At 69.3% G+C, this 23,186-nt stretch carries 21 protein-coding genes and 1 pseudogene; 9 read left to right on the top strand and 13 right to left on the bottom strand.

Annotated elements, in window-relative coordinates; all coding sequences use genetic code 11:
* Positions 1 to 71: 71 nt before the first annotated feature.
* From AB4Z27_RS20595 to AB4Z27_RS20575, 5 genes are read right to left on the bottom strand one after another with little or no spacing between them, the layout of a single operon-like run.
* Complete coding sequence (locus tag AB4Z27_RS20595) at positions 72 to 1,520, bottom strand: FAD-binding oxidoreductase (protein WP_441645128.1); 1,449 nt, start codon at positions 1,518 to 1,520, stop codon at positions 72 to 74.
* Between the two features lie 33 nt (positions 1,521 to 1,553).
* Positions 1,554 to 2,360 carry a 4-hydroxy-2-oxoheptanedioate aldolase gene (hpaI, locus tag AB4Z27_RS20590; protein WP_441645127.1) on the bottom strand — a complete coding sequence of 269 codons (807 nt, stop codon included), beginning with the start codon at positions 2,358 to 2,360 and terminating at the stop codon, positions 1,554 to 1,556.
* A gap of 37 nt (positions 2,361 to 2,397) precedes the next feature.
* A complete protein-coding gene (locus AB4Z27_RS20585) occupies positions 2,398 to 3,873 on the bottom strand; it encodes an NAD-dependent succinate-semialdehyde dehydrogenase (RefSeq protein WP_441645126.1) in 1,476 nt (491 codons plus the stop codon).
* A gap of 25 nt (positions 3,874 to 3,898) precedes the next feature.
* Positions 3,899 to 5,422, bottom strand: a complete 1,524-nt coding sequence (locus AB4Z27_RS20580) for a UxaA family hydrolase (RefSeq protein ID WP_441592532.1) — start codon at positions 5,420 to 5,422, stop codon at positions 3,899 to 3,901.
* A gap of 42 nt (positions 5,423 to 5,464) precedes the next feature.
* Positions 5,465 to 6,526 carry a tripartite tricarboxylate transporter substrate binding protein gene (locus AB4Z27_RS20575; RefSeq protein ID WP_441592533.1) on the bottom strand — a complete coding sequence of 354 codons (1,062 nt, stop codon included), beginning with the start codon at positions 6,524 to 6,526 and terminating at the stop codon, positions 5,465 to 5,467.
* A 142-nt stretch (positions 6,527 to 6,668) separates the two neighbouring features.
* Here AB4Z27_RS20575 and AB4Z27_RS20570 point away from each other — a divergent pair, with 142 nt between their 5' ends.
* Positions 6,669 to 7,679, top strand: a complete 1,011-nt coding sequence (locus AB4Z27_RS20570) for a LysR substrate-binding domain-containing protein (RefSeq protein WP_441592534.1) — start codon at positions 6,669 to 6,671, stop codon at positions 7,677 to 7,679.
* Here the strand turns inward: AB4Z27_RS20570 and AB4Z27_RS20565 are convergent.
* Entirely contained in the window at positions 7,621 to 9,144 is a 1,524-nt protein-coding gene (locus tag AB4Z27_RS20565) for an amidase (protein WP_092301490.1), read from the bottom strand. The genes AB4Z27_RS20570 and AB4Z27_RS20565 overlap by 59 nt on opposite strands.
* A 31-nt stretch (positions 9,145 to 9,175) precedes the next feature.
* Positions 9,176 to 10,135 (bottom strand): Bug family tripartite tricarboxylate transporter substrate binding protein, encoded by a 960-nt coding sequence (locus AB4Z27_RS20560; protein ID WP_092301487.1) that lies wholly within the window; start codon positions 10,133 to 10,135, stop codon positions 9,176 to 9,178.
* 234 nt (positions 10,136 to 10,369) lie between these two features.
* Between AB4Z27_RS20560 and AB4Z27_RS20555 the strand changes: the two genes are divergently transcribed.
* The 4 genes from AB4Z27_RS20555 (at position 10,370) to AB4Z27_RS20540 (ending at position 14,680) form a co-directional block, all read left to right on the top strand.
* The gene (locus AB4Z27_RS20555; protein WP_092301484.1) at positions 10,370 to 11,296 is read left to right on the top strand and encodes a LysR substrate-binding domain-containing protein; all 927 of its coding nucleotides are present in this window, start codon (positions 10,370 to 10,372) and stop codon (positions 11,294 to 11,296) included.
* Positions 11,297 to 11,419: 123 nt separating this feature from the next.
* On the top strand, positions 11,420 to 12,691 hold the full coding sequence (locus AB4Z27_RS20550) for an NAD(P)/FAD-dependent oxidoreductase (protein WP_441645125.1): 1,272 nt from the start codon (positions 11,420 to 11,422) through the stop codon (positions 12,689 to 12,691).
* A gap of 298 nt (positions 12,692 to 12,989) precedes the next feature.
* On the top strand, positions 12,990 to 13,901 hold the full coding sequence (locus AB4Z27_RS20545) for a sensor histidine kinase (protein ID WP_092301478.1): 912 nt from the start codon (positions 12,990 to 12,992) through the stop codon (positions 13,899 to 13,901).
* A gap of 5 nt (positions 13,902 to 13,906) precedes the next feature.
* Positions 13,907 to 14,680, top strand: a complete 774-nt coding sequence (locus AB4Z27_RS20540; protein ID WP_092301572.1) for a LytR/AlgR family response regulator transcription factor — start codon at positions 13,907 to 13,909, stop codon at positions 14,678 to 14,680.
* A 15-nt stretch (positions 14,681 to 14,695) separates the two neighbouring features.
* On the opposite strand, the gene AB4Z27_RS20535 is transcribed toward AB4Z27_RS20540, so the two are convergent.
* Positions 14,696 to 15,034, bottom strand: coding sequence for a 2TM domain-containing protein (locus AB4Z27_RS20535; RefSeq protein WP_092301475.1), 339 nt, complete (start codon positions 15,032 to 15,034; stop codon positions 14,696 to 14,698).
* Positions 15,035 to 15,326: 292 nt separating this feature from the next.
* Here AB4Z27_RS20535 and AB4Z27_RS20530 point away from each other — a divergent pair.
* Positions 15,327 to 15,614 (top strand): annotated as a pseudogene (locus AB4Z27_RS20530) (hypothetical protein); the annotation flags it as partial.
* On the opposite strand, the gene AB4Z27_RS20525 reads toward AB4Z27_RS20530, so the two are convergent.
* The 5 genes from AB4Z27_RS20525 to AB4Z27_RS20505 form a co-directional block, all read right to left on the bottom strand.
* The gene (locus AB4Z27_RS20525; protein WP_441645124.1) at positions 15,595 to 16,206 is read right to left on the bottom strand and encodes an MliC family protein; all 612 of its coding nucleotides are present in this window, start codon (positions 16,204 to 16,206) and stop codon (positions 15,595 to 15,597) included. The pseudogene AB4Z27_RS20530 and the gene AB4Z27_RS20525 overlap by 20 nt on opposite strands.
* A 23-nt stretch (positions 16,207 to 16,229) precedes the next feature.
* Positions 16,230 to 16,622 (bottom strand): cupin domain-containing protein, encoded by a 393-nt coding sequence (locus AB4Z27_RS20520; protein WP_255370997.1) that lies wholly within the window; start codon positions 16,620 to 16,622, stop codon positions 16,230 to 16,232.
* 486 nt (positions 16,623 to 17,108) lie between these two features.
* Complete coding sequence (gene treF, locus AB4Z27_RS20515) at positions 17,109 to 18,956, bottom strand: alpha,alpha-trehalase TreF (RefSeq protein ID WP_441645123.1); 1,848 nt, start codon at positions 18,954 to 18,956, stop codon at positions 17,109 to 17,111.
* A gap of 56 nt (positions 18,957 to 19,012) precedes the next feature.
* Positions 19,013 to 19,318, bottom strand: a complete 306-nt coding sequence (locus AB4Z27_RS20510) for a HigA family addiction module antitoxin (protein WP_255370996.1) — start codon at positions 19,316 to 19,318, stop codon at positions 19,013 to 19,015.
* 83 nt (positions 19,319 to 19,401) lie between these two features.
* Positions 19,402 to 20,343 carry a LysR substrate-binding domain-containing protein gene (locus AB4Z27_RS20505; protein ID WP_092301464.1) on the bottom strand — a complete coding sequence of 314 codons (942 nt, stop codon included), beginning with the start codon at positions 20,341 to 20,343 and terminating at the stop codon, positions 19,402 to 19,404.
* Between the two features lie 101 nt (positions 20,344 to 20,444).
* Between AB4Z27_RS20505 and pcaH the strand changes: the two genes are divergently transcribed.
* From pcaH to AB4Z27_RS20490, 3 genes are all read left to right on the top strand, one after another.
* Positions 20,445 to 21,149 carry a protocatechuate 3,4-dioxygenase subunit beta gene (gene pcaH / locus AB4Z27_RS20500; RefSeq protein ID WP_092301461.1) on the top strand — a complete coding sequence of 235 codons (705 nt, stop codon included), beginning with the start codon at positions 20,445 to 20,447 and terminating at the stop codon, positions 21,147 to 21,149.
* A 4-nt stretch (positions 21,150 to 21,153) separates the two neighbouring features.
* Positions 21,154 to 21,723: a protocatechuate 3,4-dioxygenase subunit alpha gene (pcaG, locus tag AB4Z27_RS20495; RefSeq protein WP_441645122.1), complete on the top strand. Its 570-nt coding sequence runs from the start codon at positions 21,154 to 21,156 to the stop codon at positions 21,721 to 21,723.
* Between the two features lie 76 nt (positions 21,724 to 21,799).
* Positions 21,800 to 23,176 (top strand): 3-carboxy-cis,cis-muconate cycloisomerase, encoded by a 1,377-nt coding sequence (locus tag AB4Z27_RS20490; RefSeq protein ID WP_441645121.1) that lies wholly within the window; start codon positions 21,800 to 21,802, stop codon positions 23,174 to 23,176.
* The last annotated feature ends 10 nt before the right edge of the window (positions 23,177 to 23,186 follow it).

Genomic DNA, 23,186 nt, shown 5'->3' with positions numbered 1-23,186 from the left:
CCAAGCCGGAAAAAAGGGCGCCTGGGCGCCCTTCGGTAACGCAAAAAAGGCGGGGTGGCTCCCCGCCTTCCTTATTTGGGGCTGTCCAGCCCCGGCAGCACCCGCCCCGGATTCAGCAAATTCTTCGGGTCCAGCGCCCGTTTCACCTGCCACATCAGTTCGAGTTCGACCTGGGACTTGTATTGCCGCAGGTCGTCGCGCTTGGCCACGCCGATGCCATGTTCGGCCGAGATCGAGCCGTTTTCGGCGTGGGCCAGGCCGTCCACGAGGTCCGAGACGGGCTTGTACCACTGGCCGAGGAAGTCGGCGGCGCTGCGGTCCTTGGGGCGGAGCGGGTTGAAGTGGACGTTGCCGTCGCCCATGTGACCGTAGATGACCATGCGCGTGGCCGGTTCCAGCGCCAGCACGCGGGCGGAGGCGTTGCCGATGAATTCGGCGATGCGCGACAGCGGCACCGAGACGTCGCACTTGATGCTGCCGCCGGTGCGCGTCTGGGCGTCCGAGATTTCCTCGCGGATGCGCCAGAAGGTCTGCGCGTCGGCCCCGCTCGCCGCCACGGCGGCGTCCTTGACCCAGCCGCGCTCCAGGCCGCTTTCCAGGATCTGCATCAGCGTGGCGTTCAGCGCGGCCTCGTCGGCGCCCGAGGTCAGCTCGATCAGCACCATCCAGTCGTGCCGCTCCGCCAGCGGCGAGGCGGTGTCGCCCAGGTACTCGAGCACCAGCTCCAGCGCCGGTGCGGAGATCAGTTCGAACGCGGTCACGGCCGGGCCGGCGATCTGGCGCGCTTCGCCGAGCAGCTTCACGGCGGCGTCCGGGCTTTCCACGGCGATAAAGGCCACCGCCGACGCGCGCGGCTGCGGCATCAGCTTCAGCACGGCGGCCGTGATAATGCCCAGCGTGCCCTCGGCGCCGACGAACAGGTGCTTGAGGTCGTAGCCGGTGTTGTCCTTGCGCAGCCCGCGCAGCGACGAGAACACGCGCCCGTCCGGCAGCACCACTTCCATGCCCAGCACGAGATCGCGCATATTGCCGTAGCGCAGCACGGCCGTGCCGCCGGCGTTGGTGGAGAGGTTGCCGCCGATCTGGCAGGAGCCCTCCGAGCCGATGCGCAGCGGGAACAGCCGCTGGCTGTCCTCGGCGGCGGCGCGGGCGCCGGCCAGCGTCACGCCGGCCTGCACGGTCATGGTGTCGTTGATCGTGTCGATGGCCAGCACGCGGTTCATGCGGCGCAGGTTGATGACCACGGCGGTGCCGCTGTCGTCCGGCACGGCGCCGCCCATCAGCGAGGTGTTGCCGCCCTGCGGCACCACGGGCACCTCGTGGGCGTAGCACCACGCCATGACCGCGCTGACCTGCTCGGTCGTGGACGGCAGCACCACCACGGGCGACTTGCCGCGATACAGGCGGCGATAGTCGGTGACGTACGACTCGGTGTCGGCCGCGTCAGTCAGGCAGCCGGAGGCGCCGACGATGTCTTGCATCGCGGCGAGGATGGTTTCGGGAGAGGGCAGGGCGGTCATCGCTTGGAATTCTGGCAATCAGCAATCAGGCAATCAGTAGGCGGCGCCGGGGCGCGTGGCGGCGGCGGTGGCCGTGTCGGGCAGGAACTCGGCGGCGAGCTTGCGGGCGGCGTTGGCATAGACCAGCACGTCCACGCCGGTGGCGACGAAGGTGCAGCCCAGTTTCAGGTAGCGGCGCGCGAGCGCGGGGTCGGACGTCAGCGTGCCAGCAGCCTTGCCGCTGGCGATGATGGTGCGCATGGCGGCTTCGATCTGCGCCTGCACCTCGGCGTGGCCGGGCTTGCCGCGATGGCCCATGGACGCCGCCAGGTCGGCCGGGCCGATAAACACGCCGTCCACGCCATCGACGGCGCAGATCGCCTCCAGATTCTGCATGGCRGCCACAGTCTCGGCCTGCACCAGCAGGCAGACTTCGTCATCGGCGATGTCGAGGTAGTCCGTACGGGCGCTCCACTGCGACACCCGTGCCACCGCGCTGCCCACGCCGCGCACGCCGAAGGGCGGATAGCGCGTGGCGCGCACCAGCGCCGCCGCCTGCTCGGCGGTATCGACCATCGGCACCAGCAGGGTCCGGGCGCCCACATCCAGCAGCTGCTTGATCAGCGCGGTCTCGCCGGCCACGGCGCGCACCACGGGCTGGGAGCGGTAGGGCGCCAGCGTCTGCAAGGTCTGGAGGATGGTGCGCACGTCGTTGGGCGCGTGCTCGCCGTCGATCAGCAGCCAGTCGAAACCGGCCGTGGCGGTGATTTCCGCCAGGTAGGGCGTGGCGGCGGACATCCACAGGCCGATCTGGGCCTGGCGCGCGGCCAGGGCGGCCTTGAAGGGGTTGTGGGCGGGCATCGGGAATCTCCTCTTTTATGGGTTCAGGGCAGGGGCGTCAGAGCAGCTGGCCCTGGCAGAGGTACTTAGTATGCATGTAGTCGTCCAGGCCGTGGCGAGATCCCTCGCGCCCGTAGCCGGATTCCTTCACGCCGCCGAACGGTGCTGCCTCGGACGCCAGCGCGCCCTCGTTGATGCCGACGATGCCTGTTTCCAGCGCCTGCGCCACGCGCCAGATGCGCCGCACATCGTTCGAATAGAAGTACGCGGCCAGYCCGAACGGGGTGTCGTTGGCGTGGCGGACYACCTCRTCCTCGTCGTGGAAGCGGAACACCGGCGCCACCGGGCCGAAGGTTTCCTCGCCGGCCAGCGCCATCGCCGGGGTGGCGTTCACGAGCACGGTGGGCGCGTAGTAGTGGGGGCCGTCGGCGGTGCGCACGCGCGTGCCGCCGGTGACCACCTGCGCGCCATGGGCGACGGCATCCTGCACATGGCGGTCGATCTTGTCCACGGCGCGGGCGTTGATCATCGGGCCGATCTGCGCGGCCGGCTCGGTGGCCGGGCCCACGTGCAGCGCCTGCACGCGGGCGGCCAGCCGTGCGACGAAGTCGTCATGCACGGCGTCCTGCACGTAGACGCGGTTCGGGCACACGCAGGTCTGGCCGCCGTTGCGGAACTTGGCGGCCATCAGGCCATCCACGGCGGCGTCCAGGTCAGCATCGTCGAAGACGATGAACGGCGCGTTGCCGCCCAGTTCCAGCGACAGCTTCTTGAGCGTGCCGGCCGACTCGCGGGCCAGATGCTTGCCCACCGGCGTGGAGCCRGTGAAGGTGATCTTGCGCACGCGCGGATCGGCCAGCCAGCTATCCACCACGGCCGGCGTGTGCTCGCGCGAGGCCGTGACGATATTGAGCACGCCCGCCGGCAGCCCGGCCTGCTGGGCCAGCCAGACCAGCGCCAGCGCGGTCAGCGGGGTGTCCTCGGCCGGCTTGGCCACCACGGTGCAGCCGGCCGCCAGCGCCGGGGCGATCTTGCGCGCGATCATCGCCAGCGGGAAATTCCACGGCGTGATGGCGGCCACCACGCCCACCGGCTCCTTGATCACCAGCATCTTGCGGCCCGGCACGGCCTCGGCAATCACGTCGCCGCAGATGCGCGTGGCTTCCTCCGCGAACCATTCGACGTAAGACGCCCCGTAGCGCACCTCGCCCGTGCTCTCGTGCAGCGGCTTGCCCTGCTCGGCGGAGATGATGCGGGCCAGATCTGCCTCATGCGCGAGGATCAGCGCGTGCCAGCGCTTGATGATCTGCGCGCGCTCCCGGGCGGTGCGGCGGCTCCAGGCGGGGAAAGCGGCCGCGGCGGCGTCGGCGGCCAGCGCGGCATCGGTGGCGTGGCTGTCCGGCACGCTGGCGATGACCTCGCCGGTGGCCGGGTTGGTCACGGCCAGCCGCTGGCCGGCGCGGGCATCGGACCATTCCTGGCCGACGAGGTTCTGCGAACGCAACAGGTCCGCCTGAGCGAGGGAATCAAGCATGGGTGCGGGGACGGTGGATGAAGGGTTAGCTGACGATGCCGAGATGCCAGGGCACGAATTCATGGTCGCCCAGGCCCAGCAGCTCGCTCTTGGTGGCTTCGCCGGAGGCGGCGCGCAGGATATGGGCGAAGATCTGCTCGCCCATCTGCGCCACGCTCAGTTCGCCGTCGAGCACGAGGCCGCAGTTGATGTCCATGTCCTCTTCCAGCCGGTGGAACATCGGCGAGTTGGAGGCCAGCTTGATCGTCGGCGCCGGCTTGGAGCCGAACATCGACCCCCGCCCGGTGGTGAAGCAGATCAGGTTGGCGCCGCTGGCGATCTGGCCCGTGGCGGCCACCGGGTCGTAGCCGGGCGAGTCCATGAAGACGAAGCCGGCCTGATCGATCGGCTCGGCGTACTCGTACACGGCCTGCAGTGGCGTGGTGCCGCCCTTCATGGCCGAGCCGAGCGAYTTCTCRAAGATGTTGGCGAGGCCGCCCTGCTGGTTGCCGTGGCCCACCACGCCGTTGAACTGGGCGTTGTGGCCGGCGGTGTAGCGCGCCCACCAGGCGAGGCGGTCAAGCAGCTTCTGGCCGACTTCGGGCGTCACGGCGCGGCGCGTGAGCATGTATTCCACGCCGTGGATCTCGGGCGTCTCGGAGAGGATGGCCGTGCCGCCGTGGCGCACCAGGATGTCCATGGCCGCGCCGAGCGCCGGGTTGGCGGTGATGCCCGAGAAGCCGTCCGATCCGCCGCATTCCAGCCCGATCTTGAGATGGCTGGCCGGCACCGGCTGCCGCGTGGCGGCATTGGCGGCGGGCAGCATGGCYTCGATCGCCCGGATGCCGGCGGCGATGGTYTCGCGCGTGCCGCCGGTGTCCTGCATCACCAGCGTGTGGAGGTTCTCGCCCGGCACCAGCCCCTGCGAGTCGACCAGCGAGGCCACCTGGTTGCGCTCGCACCCGAGCCCGACGATCAGCACGCCAGCCAGGTTCGGATGGCGCGCGTAGCCGGCCAGCGTGCGGCGCAGCACATCGAAATGCTCGCTGGGGGAGGACATGCCGCAGCCGCTGCTCTGGGCGAAGGCGGCCACCCCATCGACATTCGGATACGCCGCCAGCCGCTCCGGCGTGAAGTGCGCGGCAATGTGCTTGATCACCGTGGCCGAACAGTTCACCGAGGACAGGATGCCGATGAAGTTGCGCGTGCCRACCCGGCCATCCGGGCGGACGTAGCCCATGAAGGTGGCGCGCTCGGCCTCGGGCACGTACTGCACCGGGCGCACGTCGCGGCAGAACTCGGGGTCGCGGTAGAAGTCCACCAGCCGCAGGTTGTGGCTGTGCACGTGCTCCCCGGCGGCGATGTCGCGGTCAGCCACGCCGATCACGGTGTCGTACTTGCGCACGGCCTCGCCCTGGGCAATGGCGCGCGCGGCAATCTTGTGGCCGGCCGGCACCTGCGCGCGGGCGCGCACGCCCAGGTCGGGCAGGGGCTGGCCCAGCGTGAGGTCGCTGCGCGCGATCAGCACGTTGTCGTTGGCATGGAGCCGGATGACGGGGTTCGGATTCACGATGGACGTTGCCGTTCAAAAATGCGTTGGGATCAGCTCAGGTCAGCTCTGCTGAAGCATTTCCTTCAGTTTCAGGCGCTGGATCAACTGGGTTTCCTGGTCGTAGACCGTGGACACGTACTTCTTGTAGTCCGGTCCGTCGAGGTACATCACGGGCGCGTCGATGCGGGCGGCCACGGCCTTGAACTCGTTGCTGGCCACGGCGGCGCGGAAGGCCTCGCGCAGCTTCTTCTCGATGGCCGGCGGCAGGCCCTTGGGCGCGCCGATGCCGTTGGGGGCCTCCACCACCACGTTGTAGCCCAGCTCCTTGAGCGTGGGCGTGCTGGCGAAGCGCGGCGTGCGCTGCTCGCCCCAGGTGGCCAGCAGGCGCAGCTTGCCGGCCTCCACATGCGGTGCCCACGAGCTGGAGTCCGCCAGCAGGTCCACCTGACCGGCCAGCACGTCCTGCAGCGCCTGCGAGCCGCCCTTGTAGGCGATGGCGTTGAACTTGACGCCGGCCGCCATCGCAAACTGCTCCATGCCCACGTGCGTGGCGCCGCCGATGCCGGCGTGCGCATAGGTCAGCTTGCCCGGGTCCGCCTTGGCGGCGGCAATCACGTCCTGCAGCGTGTGGAAGCGGGAATTGGCCGGCACGGCGATGCCGAAGGTCTGGCCGGAGGTGCGCGCCAGATAGGTCAGCTCGGTGCGCGGGTCCAGTTGAAGCATGCCAAGCTGGGAGAAGCGCGTGACGGAGATCGGGATCTGGCCGATGGTGTAGCCGTCCGGGTTGGCGCGCGCCAGCGCCTTGGTGCCGATCATGCCGGACGCGCCGGCCTGGTTTTCCACCACCACCGACTGGCCGAGCAGGCCGGCTGCCACCTGGCACAGCGCGCGCATCGACTGGTCCGCCGTGCCGCCCACGGGCCACGGGCAGATGAACTTGATCGGGCGCTCGGGGTAGGCCGCCGCGGCGCGGGCGCCGCTCGGCAGGATCAGCCCGGCGGTGCCGGTGGCAGCCGCCACGGCGCTGGCCGCACCGCCCAGCAACAGCCGGCGGCGGGCGAGACTGGTCGGCAGTTCTGAAGGGGAAGCGATGAGGGAAGCGGTGGGGATACCGTGTGGCATGTTGTCTCCGTCTCTTTTGTGTTTGCGTTCTGGGCGATGGTGCTTTGCCATCGCCATGCCCTCATTGTGGGCATGTCAGTCATAACAATCCAATCAAGAAATGGCATTGCTTCATAACCTTAAGGTTAGATAGACTGCCCGGATGGCCCATATCGACCGCGCGCTGCGCTCCAATATCAAGCTGCGCCACCTGCAACTGCTGGTGGCGCTGGACGAATTCCGCCATCTGGGCCGTACCGCCGAGTTCCTGGCCGTGAGCCAGCCGGCGGTGTCCAAGGTGCTGGCCGAGGTGGAGAAGATGCTGGGCATGACGCTCTTCACGCGCTCCACGCGCGGCACGGAGCCCACGCCGGCGGGGGAATCGCTGGTGCGCTTCGCGCGTTCGGTGCTGGCGCAGTACGAGGTCACGCGCGACGAGATCGAGTCCGTGGCCAGCGGCGCCGCCGGCCGGGTGCGGGTGGGGTCGATGGGCGCTGCGCTGCCGGTGCTGCTGGCGCGCGCCGTCACGCGGCTCAAGACGCAGTCCCCGCGCGCCACGGTGCTGGTGGAGGAGGGCGACCTGACGCACCTGCTGCCGCGCCTGCGCCTGAGCGAACTGGATGTGATCGTGGGGCGGCTGGAGCCCGCCTACGCGGCGCCGGATCTGGTGACCGAGCCGCTCTATGACGAGCCGATGGTGGCTATCGTCGGCGCCGGTCATCCGCTCGCCGGCAAGGCCCGGCCGGACTGGGCCGACCTCGCGGCCATGCCCTGCGTGCTGCCGCCGCCGTGGGCGTCGCTGCGCGTGAAGATCGAACAGACCTTTTTCCGGCACGGCCAGCAGCCGCCTGCCGATGTGATGGAATCGTCATCCTATCTGGCCGTGACGACCTTCGTCGCCCAGCGCGGCGCGGCAGGGTTCGTGGCGAGGTCGGTGGGGCAGCAGCTGGAGGCGGAAGGGCGCTTCCATGTGCTGCCGCTGGACGTGGAGGTGGCGTTGCCGCCCGTGGGCCTGATCCGGCTGCGCGAGCGCCGGCAGGCCCCGAGCGCGGAGCAGTTGATCGACTGCCTCCGGGCGGAGGCAGCGTCGATCCAATCGTCTGGTCAATCGTCGATCAAACCGCCGAAACGTCCCGCGCCGGCTCCGTCGCGCCGGACAACGGCGGATCGGTAACGATGGAGCGCAGCGCCGGTTCGGGCGCGGCCAGCGCGGCCAGGTCCGGCACCGGGCGGCGCAGGGCGGGCGAGGTGGCGAAGGCGGTTTCCATCGCCTGCGCCACGCCCAGCGTCTGCCGGTCCGCGCGGAAGCCACCCGTCACCTGAAGCCCGAACGGCATGCCGGCGAGGTCGGTGCCGCAGGGCAGCGCGATCGACGGATGCGTGGTCAGCGTGACCACATAGGTCAGCGCCAGCCAGCGGTAGTAGTTGGCCTGCGGCTGGCCGCCCACGGTGTCGGCGTAGAGGCGCGTCCACGGGAACGGGGAGACCGGCGTGGTCGGCGACAGGATCACGTCATAGTCCCGATACGCGGCCTGGAAGCGCTGCAAAATGCGCGTCTGCTCGGCCTGTGCCCACGCGCTGTCCACCAGCGACATGCGCGCGCCCATCTCGTAATTCGCACGGGTATTCGGCCCCAGGCTCGACGGATCGCGCGTGTAGGCGTCGTGCATGCCGGCCACGAAGCTCTCGGCGCGCAGCACGTCGAAGCAACGGTGTACATCGCCCAGATCGAACGCCACCGGCTCGCAGGTGCGGAACAGGTGCTTCATCGCGGCGATCTTGGCGCGGAAGGTCTGGCGGATGTCGTCATCCACATCGCAGCAGCCGAAGTCCTCGGTGTAGCCCACGCGCAGCGAGCCCAGGTCGACGTTGGCCGGCACCAGAAAACCAAGCGGATCGCTCTCGTAACTCAGCGGGTCCGTCACCGACATTCCGGCCGAGGCGGCCAACTGCAGGCAGGCATCGGCCACCGTGCGGCCCATCGGGCCGACCACCGAGATCGGCGTCCAGCCCAGCAGCTTGCGCGAACTCGGCACCAGCCCCGGCGAAGGCCGGAAGCCCACCACGCCGCACTTGGCGGCCGGAATGCGCAGCGAGCCGCCCGTGTCCGAGCCGGTGCAGACCGGCAGGAAGTCCGCCGCCAGCGCGGCGGCCGAGCCGCCCGAGGACCCGCCGGCATTGAGATTCGGATTGAACGGATTGCCGGTGGCGCCCCAGACCACGTTGCGCGAATTGGCGCCGGCGCCCATCTCGGGCACGTTGGTCTTCGCCGTGACGATGGCGCCGGCGGCGCGCAGGCGGGCCACCAGCACGTTGTCCTGCGCCGGCACATTGCCGCGATACAGCGGCGAGCCGAAGGTGGTCAGCAGGCCAGCGGTGGCCTCCAGATCCTTCACGCCGAGCGGCAGGCCGTGCAGCAGGCCGAGCGGCTCGCCGCGCATCACGGCGCGTTCGGCTTCGCGCGCCTGCTCGCGGGCGCGCTCGAAGTCCGTGGCCGTAATCGCGTTGATCTTCGGGTTGTAGGCCTCGATCCGCGCGATGCAGGCATCGAGCAGTGCGACGGGCGAGATTTCCTTGTTGCCGATCAGGCGGCGCAGTTCCACTGCCGACAAGGTCGGCAGGCTGTCTTGCAGGGGCATGCTGTCTCCGGAGCCAGGCGTCAGGGTTGGGTTACTCGGCCTGGATATTGGCGGCGCGCGCGATGGCGCGCATCTGGGGCGTTTCCTTGACGATCTTCGCGGCCACCTGCGCGCCGGTGGCGTAGGTCGGCTCGAAGCCGTTGTCGATCAGCTTCTGGCGCGTGGCGGGGTCCGCCACCACTTCGCCGAGGGTCTTCTCCAGCTTGGCCTTCACCTCGGCGGGCACGCCGGCCGGGGCGACGATGACGAGCCACGTGGCGGCGTCCATGCCGGGGTAGCCGCTCTCGGCCACCGTGGGCACGTCCGGCAGCAGGGCCGAGCGCTTGGCCGTGGTCACGGCAATCGCCTTGACCTTGCCGGCCTTCACCTGCGGGATGGCGGCGGTGACGGTGTCCATGCTGAACGGGATCTGGCCGCCGATCAGGTCGGTCATGGCCGGCGCGCTGCCCTTGTATGGCACGTGGAGCATCTTGGTGCCGGTGAGGGTTTGCAGCGCCTCGCCCGCGAAGTGCGCCGTGGTGCCGGCGCCGAACGAGCCATAGGAATACTTGCCCGGCGAGGGTTTGACCATCGCCACGTATTCCTTGAGGTTGTTGGCCGGCGTGTCGCGGTTGGCYAGCAGGATCAGCCCGGTCACGCCCACCTGGGCCACGGGGTCGAAGCTCTTGATCGGGTCGTACGGCAGCTTGGCGTGGATGGCCGGGTTGACCGTGAAGGTGGTGCCGGAGGTAACCAGCAGCGTGTAGCCGTCAGGTGCCGCCTTCGCCACGAAACTGGCGCCAACGATGGTGCCTGCGCCGGGTCGGTTGTCCACCACCACGGTCTGGCCGAGCCGTTCACCGAGCTTCTGGCCGACGATGCGGCCGATCACGTCAGTGGATCCGCCCGGCGGGAACGGAATCACGAGTTGGATCGGCTTGGTCGGATATCCGCCCTGCGCGGCGGCGGTGCCGGCCACGCTGGCCAGGCCGAGCGCGAGGGCGCCGGCCATGGGGGCCAGCGTCAGGCGACGGCCACGCGAAAATCGATTCGAAAGACGGGGGGCGGGGAAAAGCATGAACAGGCTCCGGCAGTAGAGAGAAAGGACACGTCACAGGCTTCGTTGGATCTCATCGTAAGCCGGTCCATGCTTGCAGTGTGCGCAATCTTTCGAATATTCGATTGCCATATCGGCAATCTTCGCTAGACTGGCGACGTTGATGTCACGTGTCATCCCGGAGATTCCATGTCGTATCGCACCCTGCAGGAAACCGCCGTCCGCTACTTCCTGGAAGTGGTSCGGACGGGGTCGGTCAAGGACGCCGCGCTGAAGCTGAACGTGGCGCCCTCCGCCGTGAGCCGGCAGGTGGCGCGGCTGGAGGCCGAACTGGACACCCTGTTGTTCGACCGCCGCGCACGCGGGCTGGTGCCCAATGCGGCGGGCGAATTGCTGGCCGCCTACGCCAAGCGCACGCAACAGGACATCGAGCGGGTGACCGGCGACATCCAGGCCCTGCGCGGCCTGCGCGCCGGCCGGGTGCGGCTGGCCAGCGTGGCCGGGCTGGCGCACGAGTTCCTGCCCTCGCTCGCGGCGGCGTTCCGCGCCCAGCACACCGGCATCCGCTTCGATCTCGAGGTCTGCCCGCAGGCTGACGTGGCGCGCCGCATTCGCGACGGTGAGGCCGATATCGGCGTGACCCTGAGCGGGCTGCCCGAGCCGAGCATCGAGGTGGAGCTGCGCCATCCGGCGCCGGTGCTGGCCATCATGGCGCCCGACCATCCGCTGGCCAGCCAGCGCCAGATCTCGCTCTCGCAGGTGGTGGCCTACCCGCTGGCGCTGGCGCCCGCGGACAGCTCGCTGCGCCAGTTGCTGGACACCAGTTGCAGCCGRCAGGGCCTGAACTACGAAACCATCTTTTCCAGCAATTACCTTGATTCACTGGTGTCGTTCGCGGCGGCAGGCGGGGGCGCGATCACGTTCTATGGCGAGGTGTCCGTGCGCAGCCGGCTGGCCGCCGGGCTGATCGCCGCCGTGCCACTGCGCGACCGCGAGATGAACGAGCGCTATATCGAGATCCAGACGCTGGCCAAGCGCAACCTGCCCGAGGCCGCCCGGGCCTTCCTCCAGCAATTGACTGATTCGCTGACCGGCATGGGGGATCTCCATGATTGACATGGATTGCCAAACCGGCAATCAAGTCTTCGATTCATTGCACATCATGGATGCACCGCCGCCCGGCCTGCCTTGGCAGAATCGTGGCTGACGCCGCCCCCCTCTATATAGATACCTCTCGATATGACCGATTCGTCCGCGCCCGGTAACCCTTCCTCCACCGCAGTGATCGTCCTGGGCGCCGGCATCGTGGGCGTCTCCACCGCGCTGGCCTTGCAGCAGCGCGGCCACGCGGTCTGTCTGGTCGATCGGCAGGCGCCGGGCCGGGCCACCTCCTACGGCAATTGCGGCATCCTCCAGCGCGAGGCGGTGCGGCCCTACGCCTTCCCCCGCGACTGGCAGGCGCTGCTGCGCGTGGCCACGGGGCAGGGCAACGACGTGCACTACCACCTGCGCGCGCTGCCGGCACTGGTGCCGGCGCTGGCCCGCTACTGGCATGCCTCGGCGCCCGCGCGCTATGCCGGCACGGTGGCGGCCTACAGCGCCCTGATCCGCCATTGCCTCGATGAACACGCGCCGTGGATTGCCCGCGCCGGGGCGCAGGACCTCGTCCGCCACGATGGCTGGCTGGAGGCCTACCGCAGCGAAGCCGAGTTCGACGCCGCCGCCCGCGACGCCACGGCCGTGGCCGCCGACCATGCGCTCGATCACGCCCTGCTGGACCGCGCGGCGCTGCAGCAGGCCGAGCCGGCCCTGCGCGACGTGCTGGCCGGCGCCATCCACTGGCGCGACCCATGGACCGTGAGCGATCCCGGCGAACTGGTCGCCCGCTATGCCGCGCTGTTCGAGCGGCAGGGCGGCACCTTCTGCCATGGCGACGCCGCCACGCTGCGCGCCAGCGGTTCGGGCTGGCAGGTGTCTACGGAGGACGGCAAGGTCGAGGCGGCGCAGGCCGTAATCGCGCTGGGGCCGTGGGCGGCGGATCTGACCACGCGGCTGGGCTATCGGCTGCCGCTATTCGTAAAACGCGGCTATCACCGCCACTATGCGACCGAGGCGATGCCGTCCAAGCCGGTGCTGGACGCCGAGAACGGCGTGCTGCTGGTGCCGATGCGGCAGGGCCTGCGCGTGACCACGGGCGCGGAGTTCGCCCATCGCGACGCACCGCCCACGCCGGTCCAGTCCGGCCGGGCCGAGCAGATCGCCGCGCAGATGGTGCGGCTGGGCGCCCCCGTGGAGGCGCAGCCGTGGATGGGTGCCCGCCCGTGCRTCGCGGACATGCTGCCCGTGGTGGGCCGCGCGCCGCGCCATCCCGGCCTCTGGTTCCATTTCGGGCATGGCCATCAGGGGCTGACGCTTGGGCCGGCCACCGCCCGGCTGCTGGCCGAGCTGTTCGACGGGGACGCGACGTATGTCGACGCCGCACCGTACGATCCGCGTCGGTTTGGAGATTGAGYGGGCCGGACTTCGTCCGAGACGCCGACCCTCTCCCCCGGCCCCTCTCCCGGAGGGAGAGGGGCGAAAACGGCGAGATTTCCAAGTGCCGACGGTTTGCTCCCCTCGCCCGCTTGCGGGAGAGGGGTCGGGGGAGAGGGCCGGCGCTTCCCTTCACTGGCGCCGGCAGATTGCGSCTGACGCCGCGCCGCCGTCGGTTCGCCGCGTGGGGCTGTTGCGCCGGGTGGCGCCGGTGGTAACCTCCCAGCGTTCCCGATCCGCCACAAAGCCCCCCACCGTGCGCCATTCCGATCCGCAGATGTGGCGGTCCGCCGCCGACCAACGCGCCTATGAGGAAGCCCGCCGCAACGTGCGCGCGCTGCGCGGCTTCTATATCCACCTGACGCTCTACGTGGTGGTCAACACCATCCTCGTGCTCTGGAACGTGTTCGGCGCCTCGCACCGGCCCTGGTCCGGCGCGCCGCTGCTGGGCTGGGGCCTGGGGCTGACCGCCCATGGCGTGCTGGTCTGGAGCCGCGTGGGCCTGCTCGGCCGCCGCTGGGAGGAGCGCAAGATCGCCGAGTACATGGCGCGCGAGCAGGTGCGCACGATCTCCACCGAGAAGCAGCTGGTGGAGGCGCAGATGCGGCTGCTGCAGGCCCAGATCGAGCCGCATTTCCTGTTCAACACGCTGGCCAACGTGGTGAGCCTGATCGAGCCGGCGCCGCGCAAGGCGACGCTGATGCTCGAACACTTCATCGCCTACCTGCGTGCGTCGCTGGCCGCGAGCCGGGCTACGCAGGGCACGGTGGCGCAGGAGGCCACGCTGCTGCGCGACTATCTCGCCCTGATCAAGATCCGCATGGGCGAGCGGCTCCAGTATCGTATCGACGTGGACCCGGCGCTGAACGAGGTGCCGTTGGCGCCGATGCTGCTGCAGCCGGTGGTGGAGAACGCGATCCGGCACGGGCTGGAACCGAAGATCGAGGGCGGGCACCTGACCGTGCGGCTGACGCGGCGCGGCGGGCGCATGCTGGCTTCGATCGAGGATGACGGCATGGGCTTCCGCCCATCGGCCAGCGCCGGCGTGGGGCTGTCCAACCTGCGCGACCGGCTGGCCGTGCTCTACGACGGCGAGGCACAGGTGCGCATCGAGGAGCGCTCGCCCGGCACGGCCGTCCACATCGACATTCCGCTGTCCGCCCCCTTCCGCAACGGAGAGACCCCATGACTCGGATGCCCACCGCCTTGATTGCCGATGACGAGGAGCACCTGCGCACGCATCTGCGCGGCAAGCTGGAGCGGCTGTGGCCCGAGTTGCGCATCGTGGGGGAGGCGGCCAATGGCGTGGAGGCCGCGCAGGCCATCGCACAACTGGCGCCGGCGGTGGCCTTTCTCGATATCAAGATGCCAGGGCTGTCCGGGCTGGAGGTGGCGCAGGGCATCGAGACCGATACGCGGGTGGTCTTCGTCACCGCCTTCGACCAGTACGCGCTGGACGCCTTCGAGCGCGAGGCTGTGGACTACCTCGTCAAGCCGGTGACGGACGAACGTTTGGCGCGGTCCGTGGAGCGGCTGCGCAAGGCCTTCCAGGAGGCGGCGCCGCTGCCGGAGCTGGCGCAGTTGCTGAGCCAGCTCACGCGCGGCCCGGCCCGCCCGGAGGCCGGCGCGGCGCCGCTGCGCTGGGTGCGGGCGAGCCGGGGCAACACCACCAGCCACGTGCCGATCCAGGACGTGCTGTACTTCCAGGCCGACGACAAATACGTGGTGGTGCATACGCGCGACGGCGAGCACCTGATCCGTACGCCGCTGGCCGAGCTGATGGAAGGACTCGACCCGGACACCTTCTGGCAGGTGCATCGCTCGACCATCGTCAATATGGAATACGTGGCCGGCACGCGGCGGGATGACAGCGGGCGGCTGTTCGTGCGCCTCCAGAATCGGGAAACCAAAAGCGAGACCGAACTGCCGGTCTCGCGCGCCTACGTGCACCGCTTCCGCCAGATGTAGCGGGCGAGGGGAGGTTTAGTCGCGGTTCATGAACTGGTCGATCTTGCGGGACTCCCAGTCGCGCCCACGTTGCGAGACGCGCCACCAGACCAGCAGGCCATGGATCGTCAGCCCCAGCCCCCAGGCCAGCGTGGTGGTGAGCGGCCACGGCCAGCCGGCCTCAAGCGAGCGGTGCGCCCAGCTGGGCGACGGCATGAACAGGAAGCGGAACCAGAGCCATCCGTTCACGGCGAGGTAGATCAGCAGGTGCAGATACCAGCCGCGCAGCGCCCGGACCATGCGGTGGGCGCGCCAGTACGCCATGGCGTTCTCGTCGGCGGGGTGGGTCGGGCGGTGCATCGCGTCGTGTCGCATCGGGAACCTCATCGGAAAGGGTTGATGAGGACAAATTACGCCGCCGGCGGGTGGGATGCCAGGGCGAGGCGCCGAATCGACGGATCCGCTTCGCGAATGACCGGAACGGGGCGTCAACGACCGGGCGCGTTGCAAGGGAATTGAAAGCTTATGGCGGGTTAACGCGCGACTATCGCAGCGATTAGACACATTAGCTGGAACAGTCTGTTGCCCATCCCGTCCATTGCATTGCAGCAATCACCACCTAATCTTCGTGGGACAGTTCTTTCGGTTACAACAAGGAGGTACCGCCATGAACCTGACGCTCGAAGCCATTCTGCCCGCCCAACGYGAAACCGGCGCGGCCGTGGGGGACTCGGTCACTGCCATTCAACAYCAGGACATCGTTGTCGCGTTCTCCGCGCTGATGGCTTCGCAGCAAGTGGCGGTGCTGCACATGCTCTATCCGCGCACCGATGCGCGCACGCACCGCAGCCTCGGCCAYCTGGTCAACGCGCTGCACGGCCACGGCCTGCAYCGSGTGGCGGARCTGGTGGATCAGGAAGCGCACTACCTCGTCTTCAAGGACCCGACCGAGGCTTGCCCGGTAGCTCAAGCTGCGCCTCGGGGCCCTTGTCCCAGAACATCGCCTCGCCGGCGTCGGTCGTGGCCGCATAGCGGGCACCCGACGCCGCGCGCGTCTGCGACAACAGCAGCTTCTTGTCCAGCCACGTCAGGTAGGCGTAGCCGGGTTCGGTCTGCACGAAGGTGGCCAGGATCAGCGCGTCGGCCCCCGGGCAGCGCACCGAGAACGGCCCCCGGGTGATGCCCTTGGCGTCCTGCGTGCGCGGGCCGGCGAAGTTCTGCCGCAGCAAGTGAATCCGATCGATGTATTCGGCGGTGGTGCACGCGCGTGCGTCGCTCGCCTTCCAGCAGTCGTTGCGGCCCTTGATCCAGCCGCGCTGCTCGGCCAGCAACGTCTTCTTGCGGCTCGTGCTCATGGAGCGCGCGTCGAGCGCCAGCCCGTACAGGCGCGTCGTTTCCTTGTCGAGCTTCGCCAGCGTATCGTCCTTGCAGATCATCTGCTCGATCTGGCCTTCGGCCCGCTTGCAGTCGAAGCTGGGGCTGGCGGCGTGCCCCGCGCCTGTCAGCACGCCGAGCACGGCACCCAGCAGGATACGGCGTGGAAGCATGGCCAGACCTCCTCCGGGCGTGGTCAGCCCGCGTTGCGTTCCAGGACGACGAAGTGCTTGCGCACGGGCTCGATCACTTCAAATACCCCTTCGAAACCAGCCGGGATCACGCAGGCATCCCCGGGCCCGAACTCGCGCGTCACGCCGGCATGGTCGGTGATCCGCAGCCGGCCGCTGATGACGTGGAAAAACTCCTCCTTGCCAGCCGGAAACGCAATGCGCCATGCACCGGGCTCGCACGCCCAGATCCCGCAATCGAAATCGCCCGCCGCGGCGCTGTAGTGTGTCCACGTGGTGCGATCCGGGTTGCCCTCGACAAGGCGATCCGGCCTAGGCCGGTCGTGCGTGGGCGCGGGGTCGGCGCGGAAATCGGTCAGGGCGGGTAGGGTAGGAAGGGTAGAAAGGGGTTTGGACACGGCTGTACTGGACGGAATGAATGCTCAACAAATGGCAGCCGCCAGTGTAGCCCGCCCGRTCSGCTTCGCGGGGTGGGYMACCGCACCGTCACGGATGTGCGCTTGGGGCATCACSGCTTGGTCGGGCCGTGATGCTGATGTAGCGCAAGAAAGGTCGGCGTGCGGGGGGGGGGGCGCGTGGCAAAACCTGCGCGCACAAAAAAGCGGYCCCACAAAGAAATACCCCGACGCGCGGGATCGTCGGGGTAGTAAGAGTTGCCAAGTCGTTTGGGGTCGTGTCGAGTGACCCTGGGGCAAGTGTGACCTGCGCTGCTACGCCCGCCAATAACTCAGCTGAGTTATTGCGGGAAACGAGGACAAAGCTCGCAAATTGGGCTGCTGCACTGCGAGATTCTGAACAAAAGAACGAAATTCCATGATGCGCACCGAAAGGCGCCGCCAGCCCCGCTGCACGCGTGGCATCACTCGTTAGGGTGATGGGCGCGGTTACCCGTTGGCGTCGCGCCGGCCGGCCGCGCTGTGCGTTGCGGGATGGTGGGGGTATTCCATGAGCAGCGCGCTTACCACGCCGTTGGTCCAGCCGAAGCCGTCCTGTAGCGGATATTCGCCGCCGCCGCCGCCCTCTGCGCCGTCCATGCGCGGCTCCAGCCGATATTTCTCGACTAGCTTGTACTCGTGGGTGTAGAGGCTGCCCACCGTGGCGAGCCAGCGGTGCGCGATCTCGTCGGCCAGCGCCTCGCAGCCGTAGCGCCGCAGCCCGTGGATGGCGATCCACTGCAACGGCGCCCAGCCATTGGGCTGGTCCCACTGCTGGCCGGAGTCCCGCTCGGTCGTAGCCAGGCCCCCTGCCTCGAGCAGCCGGGCGCCCACCACGTCGGCCACGCGCGCGGCCTGCGCGGGCGTGGCCATCCGCAGGTAGAGCGGCATCAGCGTRGCCGCCGTCAACAGTTCGCGCCGCTTGCCGCGCTGCCAGTCGAAATCGAAGAACGCGCCGGCGTCCTCGTCCCACATGGTGGCGAAGATGGCGTGGCGCCGCCGCTCGGCAGCTTCCGCATATTGCCTGGCGGAATCGGGTTCGCCGGTGGCGTTGCACAGCGCGGCCAGGCGGATTTCGGCATGCCAGAGCAGGGCGTTGAGGTCGATGGGCAGGATGCAGGTGGTGCGGATGGTGGCGAGGTCGCTCGCCGGCGCCTGGGAAAACCCGGTGRTCGCATCGGGCTGGCCATCGCACCATCGCGAACTGAAGTCCCAGCCTGACTCGGCCGCCGCACGCAGGTCGCGGTACACGATATGGTGGGGCCGGCCGCTGCGCCGCGCCGTCTCCACGTCCTCGAGGTAGGCCTCCTCGCGCGGATGGGCGCGGTCGTCCCAATAGCGGTTCAGCACCGCGCCGTCAGGCAGCCGCACCACGCGCCGGTGGGCCGCGCCGGGCTGCAGATGCGCCGCGCCGTCCATCCAGAACGCATATTCCAGCTTCAACTGCGGCAGGTAGGCGTGCGCCGCTTCGACGGCATGGTCCTCGAACAGCGTSGTCATCAGGGAGAACACGGGCGGCTGCGAGCGGGTGAGGTAATACGTGCGCGTGCCGTTGGGCACCAGCCCGTAGGTGTCGATCAGGTAGGCGAAGTTGTCCGCCATCGCGCGCAGCAGGTCATGCCGGCCGCTGGCCGCCAGCCCGAGCATCGTGAAATACGAATCCCAGTAATAGAGTTCGCGGAAGCGCCCGCCCGGCACCACGTAGGGGCGCGGCAGCGGCAGCAGCGAGCAGAGCGACGGATGCTCGGCGGGCTCGCGCGTCAGCACCGGCCACAGGCCGTCGATATGGTCGCGCAGGGAATGGTCGGGGTTGGAGACGTAGTGCTCGTCCGGAATCGATTCGCGCGCGAAGTGCGCCTGCACGAATGCCGCGAGCGAGAAATCCGCCGACTCGCGTTGCGCGCGATAGCGCTCCAGGATGACCTCCGGCGCCACCAGCGGCACGCAATCGGGAAAGGTCTTGCTGTCGGCGAACAGGCCGCTGGCCTGCACATCGACGAACAGTTCGGCGTAGCGCTCAGCCGGCGACACCGCATCGGCCGCCGCGCAGCCATGGAGCGTGCGCGGACCGGGGCAGGGGAGGTGGGTGACCGATGGCGCCAGCGCGTGGCAATGCGCGGGGCGAGGCGTGTCGGCGCAACTGGCTTGCCGCGCGCCAGCATCGGCCGCCGCCGGGCGGGTGTGGGCCACCACGTGCGGCACGGCGTGGGGCTCGGCGTGGGGCTCGGCGTGGGGCTCGGCATGAGCCTCCTGCCCGGGCGTGGCGCCGTCTCCCGCCGTCCTGCCTTGCAGTCGCATTGCCATGCCTCCCAGGGGTTTGTTTCACGGTGAGAGTCGGGGGGATTGGGCAAAGTTCAAACCGACTGGCCCTCGGCACCCGCAATGCGGGGAATGCGCTTGCGGGGCTTCTGCGCGGCCTGCCACAGGTCATAGGTCGTCTGCATGCCGCTCCACATCTCTCGGCTCGCGCCCAGTGCCTCTTCCAGCCGGATCGAGATATCAGGCGTCATGGCCGCATGGCCATTCACGATGCGCGACAGCGTGGCGCGCGTCACCCCGATATGGCGGGCGAAGCCATTCGAGTCATGCGTTGTCTCGCGTCTTTCAGTGATGGCCCGATGTTCGATTAAATCAGTTCGCCTTCGCGCCCATTTGGCCAAACGCGCGCGGATCTGTTACGAAGCGTGCAAATCCTGATGCAGTCCGTTGTCCAGCGGCGACAAACTCGCCTGCAACGCCCCCCTCACCGCCCCGCCGCAATCCCCCGAATCCCCGCCACAAATGCCTCCGCCACCGGTTCCAGTGTCCGGTCGCTGCGGCGGAGGAGGCCGATGGGTTCTTCGGTGCCTTGGGTGTCCACGGGCAGGAGGACCATTTCGCCGGCGGCGACGGCGCGGCGGGTGGCGGAGAGGGGGGCGGCCCAGACGGTGTCGCTCTGCTGCGTGAGCAGGCGGCCGAGGTAGGCGTCGGCGGTTTCCACGCAGCCTTCGGGCAGGGTGTGGCCGTGGCGTGCCAGCAGGCTCTCGGTGCTGTGGCGCGGGATCGAGCCGATGGCGGGAATCACCAGCGGCCACGCCAGCACCTCRCGCATGGTCGGGCGCGCGTTGTCGGCGAGCGGATGGCCCGCGCGCACGGCCAGCACCAGCGGCTCCGGGCCGAGCGATTCGAACCAGAGGCCTTCCATCGCGGCGGGGTCGTCCATGCGGCCGATGACGAGGTCGAGCACGTCGGCCTTGAGCAGGTCGATCAGCGTGCGGTTCATGCCGGTCTGCACGGCCAGCGCCACCTCGGGGTGCGCGGTGCGGAATTGCGCGACGGCGTCGAGCAGCAGCGCCGGCACGATGCTCGGCAGCGCGCCCAGCCGGATGCGTTCGTGGCGCGGGGCATCGGCGCCGGCCAGGCTGTCCGCCGCCGCGTCCACGTCCTCGATGATGCGCAGCGCATGGCGCAGGAAGCGCATGCCCGCCGCCGTCAGGTCCGTGCCGGCGCGCTGGCGCACCAGCAGCCGGGCGCCGACCAGTTCCTCGAGTTCGGTCAGCGTCTTGGACACCGCCGGCTGGGTCAGGCCCAGCCGCGCACCGGCCCGGCCCAGGTGCTGGGTCTGCGCCACGGTGACGAAGCAGTGCAGGTGCCGCAGCCGGATACGGGTGCGGAACAGATCGGGCGACGGATCCGATACATCCATAACTAAAAGTCATCCAAATTACGCAAAAACTCAATTTACATGACTTCCGGCGGTGCTTACAGTCTAAGTCTCGCCCCACACACCAAAACGGAGACAGCGCGATGCCCCCACGCCCCGGTCCCTACCGTCGCCCGTACTGGGACACCCAGCCCCCGTACCGCTTCGACCCCTATGGGTCCACGCAACTGCGCGCGCCGTCCCAGCCGCTGATCGCGCTGCCGCAATCGATTTCCGARCTGACTGGCCCGACTTTCGGCCCCGAATTCGTCCGTGACGGTGACAACGACCTGACCGCCGGCCATGGCGGCGAGCCGATCGGCGAGCGGATTCTCGTGACGGGCCGCGTGCTCGACGAGAACGGCCGCCCGGTGCCGCACGCGCTGATCGAGATCTGGCAGGCCAACGCCGCCGGCCGCTATGTGCACAAGCGCGACCAGCACGACGCGCCGCTCGACCCCAATTTCACGGGCGATGGCCGCACCCTGACCGATGCGCAGGGCCGCTACCAGTTCAAGACGATCAAGCCGGGTGCCTACCCTTGGCGCAATCATCACAACGCGTGGCGTCCGCAGCACATTCACTTTTCGCTGTTCGGCAATGCCTACGCCACGCGCCTGGTCACGCAGATGTATTTCCCCGGCGACCCGCTGCTCGCGTTCGACCCGATCTTCAACTGCGTGCCCGATGCCAAGGCGCGCGACCGCCTGATCGCCACGTTCGACTGGGCGACCACCTCGCCCGAATACGCGCTCGGTTACCAATTCGATATCGTGCTGCGTGGCCGCGATGCCACGCCGATGGAGTAAGGCCATGCTCTACGCTACCGCCTCCCAAACCGTTGGGCCGTACCTCCATATCGGCCTTGCCGCGCTGGACTGCGCCGACCTGACCGCCGATGCCCCCGACCTGGCCGGGCAGCGCATCGTGATCGAGGGCCGTGTGATCGATGGCCGCGGCGAGCCCGTGCCGGACGGCATGGTCGAGATCTGGCAGGCCAACCCCGCCGGCCGCTATCGGCATGAGGAAGACACCGGCGACGCACCGCTGGTGCCCGGCTTCACCGGCTTCGGCCGCGTGCCGACCGGCCCGGATGGCGGTTTCCGCTTCGTCACGGTGAAGCCCGGCCCGGTGCCGGATCTCGCCGGTGACCTGCAGGCGCCGCACATCATGGTGTCCGTGTTCACACGCGGGCTGGTCAAGCACGTGGCCACGCGGCTGTACTTCGGCGATGAAGCCGCCGCCAACGCCGCCGACAGCGTGCTCGGCCTGGTGCCGCCCGCGCGCCGCGCCACGCTGGTTGCAGACGCCACGGCSCCCGGCASCTACCGCTGGAACGTGGTGCTGCAGGGCGCGGACGAAACCGTGTTCTTCGATATCTGACCCCGGCACGCCTCGCCCTCCGCGAGGCGTTTTGCCGCACAATCGGAGCATTCCTACCGGTCCGCCCCCGCCGACGATGCCCTCAATTTCCCGCCTGACCGATCCGATGTTCGGCAGTCCCCCCGTGCTCGCGATCTTTTCCGATACCGGCACCGTGCGGCGCATGCTCGATGCCGAGGCGGCCCTCGCGCGCGCCGAGGCGCACTGCGGCGTGATTCCCGCGCAGGCTGCTGCCGTCATCACCGARGTCTGTGCCGATGTCGGCGTGATCGACCTTGATGCCCTCGCGCAGTCCGCCGTCGCCGCCGGCAACCTCGCCATCCCGTTCGTAAAGCAGTTGACCGCCGCCGTGGCGCGGCGCGATGCCGAGGCTGGCCGCTACGTCCATTGGGGCGCGACCAGCCAGGACATCATCGACACCGGCGCCATGCTGCAACTGGCCGATGCCCTGCAGGCCATCGAYAYCGAYCTGCTGCGCCTGGGCGATGCCTGCGCGACGCTGGCCACCGCCCACCGGACCACGCCGATGGTGGCGCGCACCTGGCTCCAGCACGCGCTGCCCACCACCTTCGGCCTGAAGGCTGGCGGCTGGCTCGATGCGCTGCGCCGCGACGTGATCCGCCTGCGCCAGTCCGCCGATCAGGCGCGCGTGCTGCAATTCGGCGGTGCCGCCGGCACGCTGGCCAGCCTGGGCGACAAGGCGCCCGCCGTGGCCGCGCAGTTCGCCCGCGAGCTGSGCCTGGACCTGCCCGCGCTGCCGTGGCACGCGCATCGTGACCGACTGGTGGCAGTGGCCACGGCGCTGGGCATGCTCACGGGCACGCTCGGCAAGATGGCGCGCGATCTGTCGCTGATGATGCAAACCGAAGTGGGCGAGGTGGCTGAGCCATCGGGCCCGGGCCGGGGCGGCTCCAGCACGATGCCGCACAAGCGCAACCCGGTGGGCTGCGCGGCGGTGCTGACCGTGGCCGTGCGCGTGCCGCCGCTGGTGGCGACGATGCTCGCCGGCATGGTGCAGGAGCATGAGCGCGCGCTGGGCGGCTGGCAGGCCGAGTGGGACACGCTGCCGCAAATCGTCACGCTCGCGGCCGGCGCGCTGCGCCAACTGGGCGACGTGGCGGCGGGCCTGGAAGTGGATGCCGCCCGCATGCGCGCCAATCTCGACCTGACACACGGCCTGATCCTGGGCGAGGCTGCGATGCTGGCCCTCGGCGGCCGCATTGGCCGGCTGGAGGCGCACCACGTGGTGGAAGCGGCCTCGCGCCGCGCGGGGGAGCAGGGCGAGACGCTGCGCGTGGCGCTGGCCGCCACGCTCGCCGCCAATCCCGCGCACGCCACGCTGTTGGATGACGCCGAACTGGACCGCCTCAGCGACCCGGCGCACTACGCCGGGCAGTCCGCCGCCTTCGCCGATGCCGCCGTGGCCGCCTGGCAGGCCCTGCGCGCCGCCTGACCCTATACCG

The sequence above is a fragment of the Cupriavidus sp. KB_39 genome, from assembly GCF_052114485.1.
In the GTDB taxonomy this organism is placed as follows: Bacteria; Pseudomonadota; Gammaproteobacteria; order Burkholderiales; family Burkholderiaceae; genus Cupriavidus.
The sequence above is the reverse complement of the archived record's forward strand: the minus strand, read 5'-3'. Positions and strand labels throughout refer to the sequence as shown.

Bases quoted from the DNA above. Each gene is read 5' to 3' on its own strand.
- AB4Z27_RS20570 (WP_441592534.1), top strand. From the start codon at position 6,669: ATGGCCCATATCGACCGCGCGCTGCGCTCCAATATCAAGCTGCGCCAC.
- AB4Z27_RS20540 (WP_092301572.1), top strand. From the start codon at position 13,907: ATGCCCACCGCCTTGATTGCCGATGACGAGGAGCACCTGCGCACGCAT.
- AB4Z27_RS20535 (WP_092301475.1), bottom strand. From the start codon at position 15,034: ATGCGACACGACGCGATGCACCGCCCGACCCACCCCGCCGACGAGAAC.
- AB4Z27_RS20595 (WP_441645128.1), bottom strand. From the start codon at position 1,520: ATGACCGCCCTGCCCTCTCCCGAAACCATCCTCGCCGCGATGCAAGAC.
- AB4Z27_RS20575 (WP_441592533.1), bottom strand. From the start codon at position 6,526: ATGCCACACGGTATCCCCACCGCTTCCCTCATCGCTTCCCCTTCAGAA.
- AB4Z27_RS20545 (WP_092301478.1), top strand. From the start codon at position 12,990: ATGTGGCGGTCCGCCGCCGACCAACGCGCCTATGAGGAAGCCCGCCGC.
- AB4Z27_RS20525 (WP_441645124.1), bottom strand. From the start codon at position 16,206: ATGCTTCCACGCCGTATCCTGCTGGGTGCCGTGCTCGGCGTGCTGACA.
- AB4Z27_RS20565 (WP_092301490.1), bottom strand. From the start codon at position 9,144: ATGCCCCTGCAAGACAGCCTGCCGACCTTGTCGGCAGTGGAACTGCGC.